This is a genomic window from Micromonospora sp. NPDC049107 (genome assembly GCF_040648595.1).
In the GTDB taxonomy this organism is placed as follows: domain Bacteria; phylum Actinomycetota; class Actinomycetes; order Mycobacteriales; family Micromonosporaceae; genus Micromonospora.
The window spans coordinates 182,220-188,420 of record NZ_JBEZEC010000014.1 but is presented as its reverse complement, the minus strand read 5'-3'; the positions used below and the strand labels follow the sequence as shown (position 1 = coordinate 188,420).

The 6,201-nt window shown below is 73.5% G+C and carries 8 protein-coding genes; 4 read left to right on the top strand and 4 right to left on the bottom strand.

Annotation, left to right across the window (positions count from 1 at the left end; all coding sequences use genetic code 11):
- Positions 1 to 356: 356 nt before the first annotated feature.
- From AB0B55_RS29580 to AB0B55_RS29570, 3 genes are all read right to left on the bottom strand, one after another.
- Positions 357 to 2,090 carry a DEAD/DEAH box helicase gene (locus AB0B55_RS29580; protein ID WP_357175252.1) on the bottom strand — a complete coding sequence of 578 codons (1,734 nt, stop codon included), beginning with the start codon at positions 2,088 to 2,090 and terminating at the stop codon, positions 357 to 359.
- A gap of 179 nt (positions 2,091 to 2,269) precedes the next feature.
- Positions 2,270 to 2,911: a trimeric intracellular cation channel family protein gene (locus tag AB0B55_RS29575; RefSeq protein ID WP_357122704.1), complete on the bottom strand. Its 642-nt coding sequence runs from the start codon at positions 2,909 to 2,911 to the stop codon at positions 2,270 to 2,272.
- A 40-nt stretch (positions 2,912 to 2,951) separates the two neighbouring features.
- Positions 2,952 to 3,170 carry a DUF3039 domain-containing protein gene (locus AB0B55_RS29570; protein WP_007456912.1) on the bottom strand — a complete coding sequence of 73 codons (219 nt, stop codon included), beginning with the start codon at positions 3,168 to 3,170 and terminating at the stop codon, positions 2,952 to 2,954.
- An 88-nt stretch (positions 3,171 to 3,258) separates the two neighbouring features.
- Between AB0B55_RS29570 and AB0B55_RS29565 the strand changes: the two genes are divergently transcribed.
- Positions 3,259 to 4,194 (top strand): pseudouridine-5'-phosphate glycosidase, encoded by a 936-nt coding sequence (locus tag AB0B55_RS29565; RefSeq protein WP_357122700.1) that lies wholly within the window; start codon positions 3,259 to 3,261, stop codon positions 4,192 to 4,194.
- The gene (locus AB0B55_RS29560) at positions 4,191 to 5,093 is read left to right on the top strand and encodes a PfkB family carbohydrate kinase (RefSeq protein WP_357122697.1); all 903 of its coding nucleotides are present in this window, start codon (positions 4,191 to 4,193) and stop codon (positions 5,091 to 5,093) included. Before AB0B55_RS29565 ends, AB0B55_RS29560 begins: the two co-directional genes overlap by 4 nt.
- 29 nt (positions 5,094 to 5,122) lie before the next feature.
- On the opposite strand, the gene AB0B55_RS29555 is transcribed toward AB0B55_RS29560, so the two are convergent.
- Entirely contained in the window at positions 5,123 to 5,482 is a 360-nt protein-coding gene (locus tag AB0B55_RS29555; protein WP_357123360.1) for a DUF3099 domain-containing protein, read from the bottom strand.
- 104 nt (positions 5,483 to 5,586) lie between these two features.
- Between AB0B55_RS29555 and AB0B55_RS29550 the strand changes: the two genes are divergently transcribed.
- Positions 5,587 to 5,874: a hypothetical protein gene (locus AB0B55_RS29550; protein ID WP_357175249.1), complete on the top strand. Its 288-nt coding sequence runs from the start codon at positions 5,587 to 5,589 to the stop codon at positions 5,872 to 5,874.
- Positions 5,871 to 6,200 (top strand): hypothetical protein, encoded by a 330-nt coding sequence (locus AB0B55_RS29545; protein WP_355053271.1) that lies wholly within the window; start codon positions 5,871 to 5,873, stop codon positions 6,198 to 6,200. Before AB0B55_RS29550 ends, AB0B55_RS29545 begins: the two co-directional genes overlap by 4 nt.
- Position 6,201 lies beyond the last annotated feature (1 nt).

The window sequence follows — 6,201 nt, the reverse complement described above, 5'->3', positions numbered from 1 at the left end:
GCGCCGCGCGCCCCGCCCCGCGCCGCGCCGCGCCGCGCCGCGCCGACCAAGATCGTGCTCGAACCAGGATGTAGTGGCCTCACAGACCGTGACACCACTACATCAGTGATCGAGCACGATCTTGGTGGGCACGCGACACCTGGGGGCACGCGACACCTGAGGGCACGCGACACCTGAGGGCACGCGACACCTGAGGGCACGCGACACCTGAGGGCGCGGGGGCCTGGGGGCGGGGTGCGTCGAATACGCGGGGTGCCTCGAATGCGCGGGGTGCCTCCGCAACCCGGGGGTGCCCGGGTTGCGGAGGCGCCGGATGCCCGCCGTGCGTCCGTGCCGGGGTCGTGGGGTGCGTGGGGTCAGAGGGTCTGCACGGTGGCGATGCGTTCCTCGAGCTGTTCGATGGTGGCCTGGGCGCTCGGCGGCCCACCGCAGAGCCGGCGCAGCTCGGCGTGGATCTTGCCGTGCGGCTGGCCGGTGCGGTGGTGCCGGGCGGCCACCAGAGCGTTGAGTTGGCGCCGGAGCGCCACACGACGCTGGGCGGCACTCAGGGGTACCGGAGGCGCCGCCGAGGGCGCAGCGGCCGGCTGAGCGGCCCGCTCGGCGGTACGGCGACGCTGGGCGGCCAGTTGGTCCGCCTGCCGCTTGGTCAGCAACAGGGAGACCTGGTCGGCGGTGAGCAGACCGGGCAGGCCCAGGTACTCCTCCTCCTCGGGCGTGCCGGCCTGCGCGGCGGTCCCGAACGACGCGCCGTCGAAGATCACCTGGTCCAGTTCGGCGGTGGCCGAGAGCGCGGCGAACCGCTTCTCCAGCTCCCCGCTGGCCTGGTCGTCGCGCTGCGCGCGTTCCAGCAGGTCGTCGTCGAGGCCGTCGGACTCCTTGGGCTTGCCCAGGACGTGGTCCCGCTCGTTCTCCATCTCGCTGGCCAGCCCGAGCAGGTGCGGCACGCTGGGCAGGAACACCGAGGCGGTCTCACCGGGGCGGCGGGCCCGCACGAACCGGCCGATCGCCTGGGCGAAGTACAGCGGGGTGCTGGCGCTGGTGGCGTAGACGCCGACGGCGAGCCGGGGGATGTCGACGCCCTCGGACACCATCCGCACCGCGACCAGCCACCGCTGGTCGGACGCCGCGAACGTCGCGATCCGCGCGGACGCGCCCTGGTCGTCGGAGAGGACCACGGCGGCCTTCTCACCGGTCACCTGCTCGATCAGCTTGGCGTACGAGCGTGCGGTCTGCTGGTCGGTGGCGATGATCAGGCCACCGGCGTCGGGCATCCCCGCGTTACGCAGCACGGTGAGCCGGGCGTCGGCGGCACGCAGCACCTGCGGCATCCAGTCCCCCGCCGGGTCCAGGGCGGTACGCCACGCCTGCGCCACCAGATCCTGGGTCATCGGCTCGCCGAGGCGGGCCGCCAGCTCGTCCCCGGCGTTGGTACGCCAGCGGGTCTCCCCCGAGTACGCGAGGAAGAGCACCGGCCGGACGACCCCGTCGCGCAGCGCGTCGGCGTAGCCGTACACCGAGTCGGCGCGGGAGCGCAGCAGCCCGTCACCGCCCCGCTCGTACTCGACGAACGGGATGGGGTTGTCGTCGGAGCGGAACGGCGTGCCGGTGAGCATGAGCCGGCGTACGGCCGGCTCGAAGGCGGCCTTGACACCGTCGCCCCAGGTGCGGGAGTCACCGGCGTGGTGGATCTCGTCGAGGATGACCAGGGTGCGACGGGTCATCGTGCGTCGCCGGTGCACCTGCGGGGCCATGCCGACCTGGGCGTAGGTGATCACCGCGCCGTGGAAGTCGGCGGCGGAGTGCACGTCGGCGTTACGGAACGCGGCGTCGAGCTGGATGCCCACCCGGGCCGCGGCCTCGGCCCACTGGGTCTTCAGGTGCTCGGTCGGGGCCACCACGGTGACCGCCTCGACGGTGCCGTCGGCGAGCAGTTCGGCGGCGATGCGCAGGGCGAAGGTGGTCTTGCCGGCGCCCGGGGTGGCGACCGCGGTGAAGTCGTCGGTACGCCGGCGCAGGTACTCCACCAGGGCCTTGCGCTGCCAGGCTCGCAGTGCCGGGAACGTCTCGAGCACCGGCGTCCGGGCTGCCACGCGAAGCTCCTCTCCGACCGCACCAGGGCGGACACCGGGCGAGGGCCACGAGTACCGCCGCCCATGAAAACGCCTCCGCGCAGTAGCTGCCGCGAAGGCCGACTCAGCATAACCAGCGCGCGCCCGCAGGCCCAGGCGACGCCACGCTGGTCACATTGGCAACGGCGGTGCGACGGGCCTCACCAGGGGTCGCCGGTGTGCGGTGGACGCAGGGTCGCCACCGGCGCGGACCAGCGTCGGCGCAGCGCGACCAGGCGCAACCCGAACACGCCGACGGCGGCGGCGGTGAGCGGCACCGGGCCGGTCTGGCCGGTCAGGTGGAGCAGAGCGACCGCGACCGATCCGACCAGCGCGGCCACCGCGTAGATCTCCCGGCGCAGCACCACGGGGATCTCCGCGGTGAGCAGGTCGCGGCCGAGCCCGCCGCCGATGGCGGTCAGCATGCCGATCAGGCAGGCGCCGACGGCCGGCACCCGGGCGTCGAGCGCCTTGAGTGTGCCGGTCACGGTGAACAACGCGAGGCCCGCCGCGTCGAGCACCAGCACGGTGGTGCGCAGCCGGGCAAGTTGCGGGTGCAGCCAGAACACGGCGACCGCGGTGATCGCGGCGGTCGCGGCGTACCGCCAGTCGGCGAAGGCCAGCGGTGGCACCTCGTCGATGACGAGGTCGCGGAAGATGCCGCCGCCGAGCGCGGCCACGAAGCCGACGAACGCGACGCCGAAGAGGTCGAGCCGTTTGGCCACCGCGGCCGAGGCCCCGGAGGCGGCGAACACCGCGACCCCGGTCAGGTCGGCGAGGAGCAGGGCGGTGGAGGTGGTCACCGCCGCAGGCTACGTCGCCGGCCGAAGGACCGGCCGGGGTTCACTCGCGGTACGAGTCGTAGATCTCCTTGCACTTGGGGCAGACCGGGGAGCCCGGCTTGGCCGCCTTGGTGACCGGGAAGGTCTCTCCGCAGAGCGCGACGACGAAGGTGCCCATGACGGCACTCTCGGCGATCTTCTCCTTGCGGACGTAGTGGAACATTTCCGGACCGGTGTCGGCGTCCTTCAGCTCCGGACGCTCGAGAACCTCTGTGCTCACGTCTGCACCTCCAACCGACAAGTTTGGCAGGTCATCACGGCCGGGTCCACTTGAGGCCGGCCGACGTCCGACCCCGTACGGTGCCCGGGTGACTGACTTTCGCATCAGCTACGGCACCGAGGTCGCCGCAGCCCTGCGCGACGGCCGACCCGTCGTCGCCCTGGAGAGCACCATCGTCTCGCACGGCCTGCCCCGCCCGCAGAACCTGCGGGTGGCGCGGGAGATCGAGCAGGCGGTCCGGGACGCCGGGGCGGTGCCGGCGACGATCGGCATGATCCGTGGCGATCTGGTGGTCGGCCTGGACGACGCGCAGCTGACCCGACTGGCCACCGTCGATGGTGTGACGAAGCTCTCGGTGCGGGACCTGGCCGTGGCGGCGGCCGCCGGCGCGGACGGCGCCACCACCGTGGCCGCGACCAGCGCGGTGGCCGCGGCGGCCGGGATCGGGGTGTTCGCGACCGGTGGGTTGGGCGGGGTGCACCGGGAGGCGGAGCACACCTTCGACGAGTCGGCGGACCTCGTCACCCTGGCCCAGACGCCGATCACGGTGGTCTGCGCCGGAGTCAAGTCGATCCTCGACGTGGGCGCGACGTTGGAGCGCCTGGAGACCCTCGGGGTCGCCGTGCTCGGCTACCGCACCCGACGGTTCCCCGGCTTCTACCTCACCGACGCCGGCTTCGACCTGGACTGGTCGGTGGACTCGCCGGAGCAGGTCGCCGCCGTACTGGCCGCCAGGGACGAGCACGCCGTGCACACCGGCGCGCTGCTCGTCGCCAACCCGCTGCCGGTCGACGAGCAGCTCGACCCCGAGCTGCACGACCGGACTCTCGCCGACGGCCTGGCCCTGCTGGAGCGGGACGGGGTGACCGGCAAGGCCGTCACGCCGTACCTGCTGGCGCACTTCCACTCGGCCACCGAGGGCGCGAGCCTCGCGGTCAACATCCGGATCATCCTGCGCAACGCCGACCTGGCCGCGCGCATCGCGGTCGCCACGGTCGCCCGCGCCTCCGCCGTCCCGGCATGACCCCTGGGACCCGGGTGGTCGTCGTCGGAGACGTGATCACCGACGTGGTCGCGGTGCTCACCGGGCCGCTCGCGGCGGGCACGGACACCGAGGCCGGGATCAGCCTCGGCGGCGGCGGCCAGGCGGCCAACACCGCCGCCTGGGTGGCCGCCCAGGGGTTGGCCGTCACGCTGGTCGGCGCGGTCGGCGACGACGACGCGGGGCGCGACCGGGCGGCCGAGTTGGCCCGCGCGGGCGTGGACTGCGTCCTCGATCGGGTGCCGGGCGTACCCACCGGCACGGTGGTCGTGCTGACCGGCGACGGCGAGCGGACCATGATCACGTCGCGGGGCGCGAACCTGCGGTTGAGCGCCGAGCACGTCGACAAGGCCCTCGCGGCGGCGCCCGACGCGGGGCATCTGCACCTGTCCGCGTACACCCTGTTGGACGCCGCGTCGCGCGCAGCGGGGCTGCGGGCGTTGGCCGCCGCCCGCGAGCGCGGGCTCACCACCAGCGTCGACGCGGCCTCCGCGGGGCCGCTGCGGCGCGTCGGCGCGCGGGCCTTCCTGGGTTGGGTACGCGATGTCGACCTGCTCCTGGTCAACGCGGACGAGGCCACGGTGCTGGCCGGCGGTCTGGACCCGGCGGCGCAGGGGCGGGCGTTGTCGGCGACGGCCCGGCGGGTGGTGGTCAAACGTGGCGCGGCGGGGGCGGTGTGGGTCGAGGGCCGCCCGGCAGCGGTCAGCGTGGCAGCGGCCCGGCGGGTGGCGGTGGTGGACGTCACCGGGGCCGGCGACGCCTTCGCGGCCGGGCTGCTGACCGCCTGGCTCGGCGGGGCCACCGCGACCGCGGCCCTGGACCGCGCGACCGAACTGGGGGCGCTGGCCGTCTCCAGCGTCGGCGCCCGACCACCGGCCTGAGACGTCGGAGCCCTGGCCCGCGGGGCGGGTCAGGGCTCGACGTCGATGATCTTGTGAGGGCGCTCCTCGGCGGTGAGGCTCATGGGTGGGGTCTCGACCCGCCGCCGCGGGTGGAACCGGTTGGACAGCCGGTGCTCCTCCTTGGGCGGTCGGTCGTTCGCCAGGAGCACGGCTAGCCACGGGATGAGCACCATGCCGAGGGCGCACAGCGGCAGCCAGAGCCAGAGCAGGGGAGCGTTCGCGCCGACCAGGATCGCTCCGGCGACGATGCAGGCCACCCGGATGCCCATCATGAGGACATAGCGGCGCTGACGGCTCGTGAGCTGATCGTGCTGGCTGCGCGAGGCATCGGTGATCAGAATCGGCTCGTACGCCTGACGCTTCACCAGGGACCTCCTCGAGGGGATTACGCCCCATCCTGTCACCACGAAGCCGTGATCAGCGAATATCGAGTCATCCCGGTACGTGTTACGCGCGTGGTACGCTGCGCGACGTGGGCAGCAGGTTCAGCTTCACCGACGAGGCGTTGGCCAACCTGAGGGTCTACGACGTCACGCCCGGGGAAGTCTGGGAGGCGCTGCACAGCGCGCGACGGGTCATCCGCCACCTGGGCGACGACGTGATGGTGGTCTACGCCGCCGCCCGCCGGGGCCGTCGCCTGGCGGTGCTGCTCGCCGACGCCGATGGCACCGACAACGACTGGGACATCCTCTCCGCCCGCGAGCTGAGCGACGCCGAGTCCAAGCGCTACGACGAGGCCGTGCGGAGAGATCGCCGATGAGGGGGGCCGTGACGATGCACCGCAACGACGCGACGAAGCAGTTCCACAGCGGCGACGACCGGCTCGCCGAGCTGATCGACGAGAGCCCCGCGGTGGACCTGCCCACACCCGACACCGACGTGCCGATGGTCAGCCGGTCGGTCCGGCTGCCGCTGGAGACCTACGAGCGGGTCCGCGCCGCCGCCGACGCCCGGGGCATCGGGGTCACCACGCTGATGCGGCAGTGGATCGAGGCCGGCCTCGCCGACCTCGACGACTCGGCCACCGTCTCGCTGGCCGACGTCCGGCGCGCGCTGGCCTCCCTGGCGCACCCCACCGCCGCCTGAA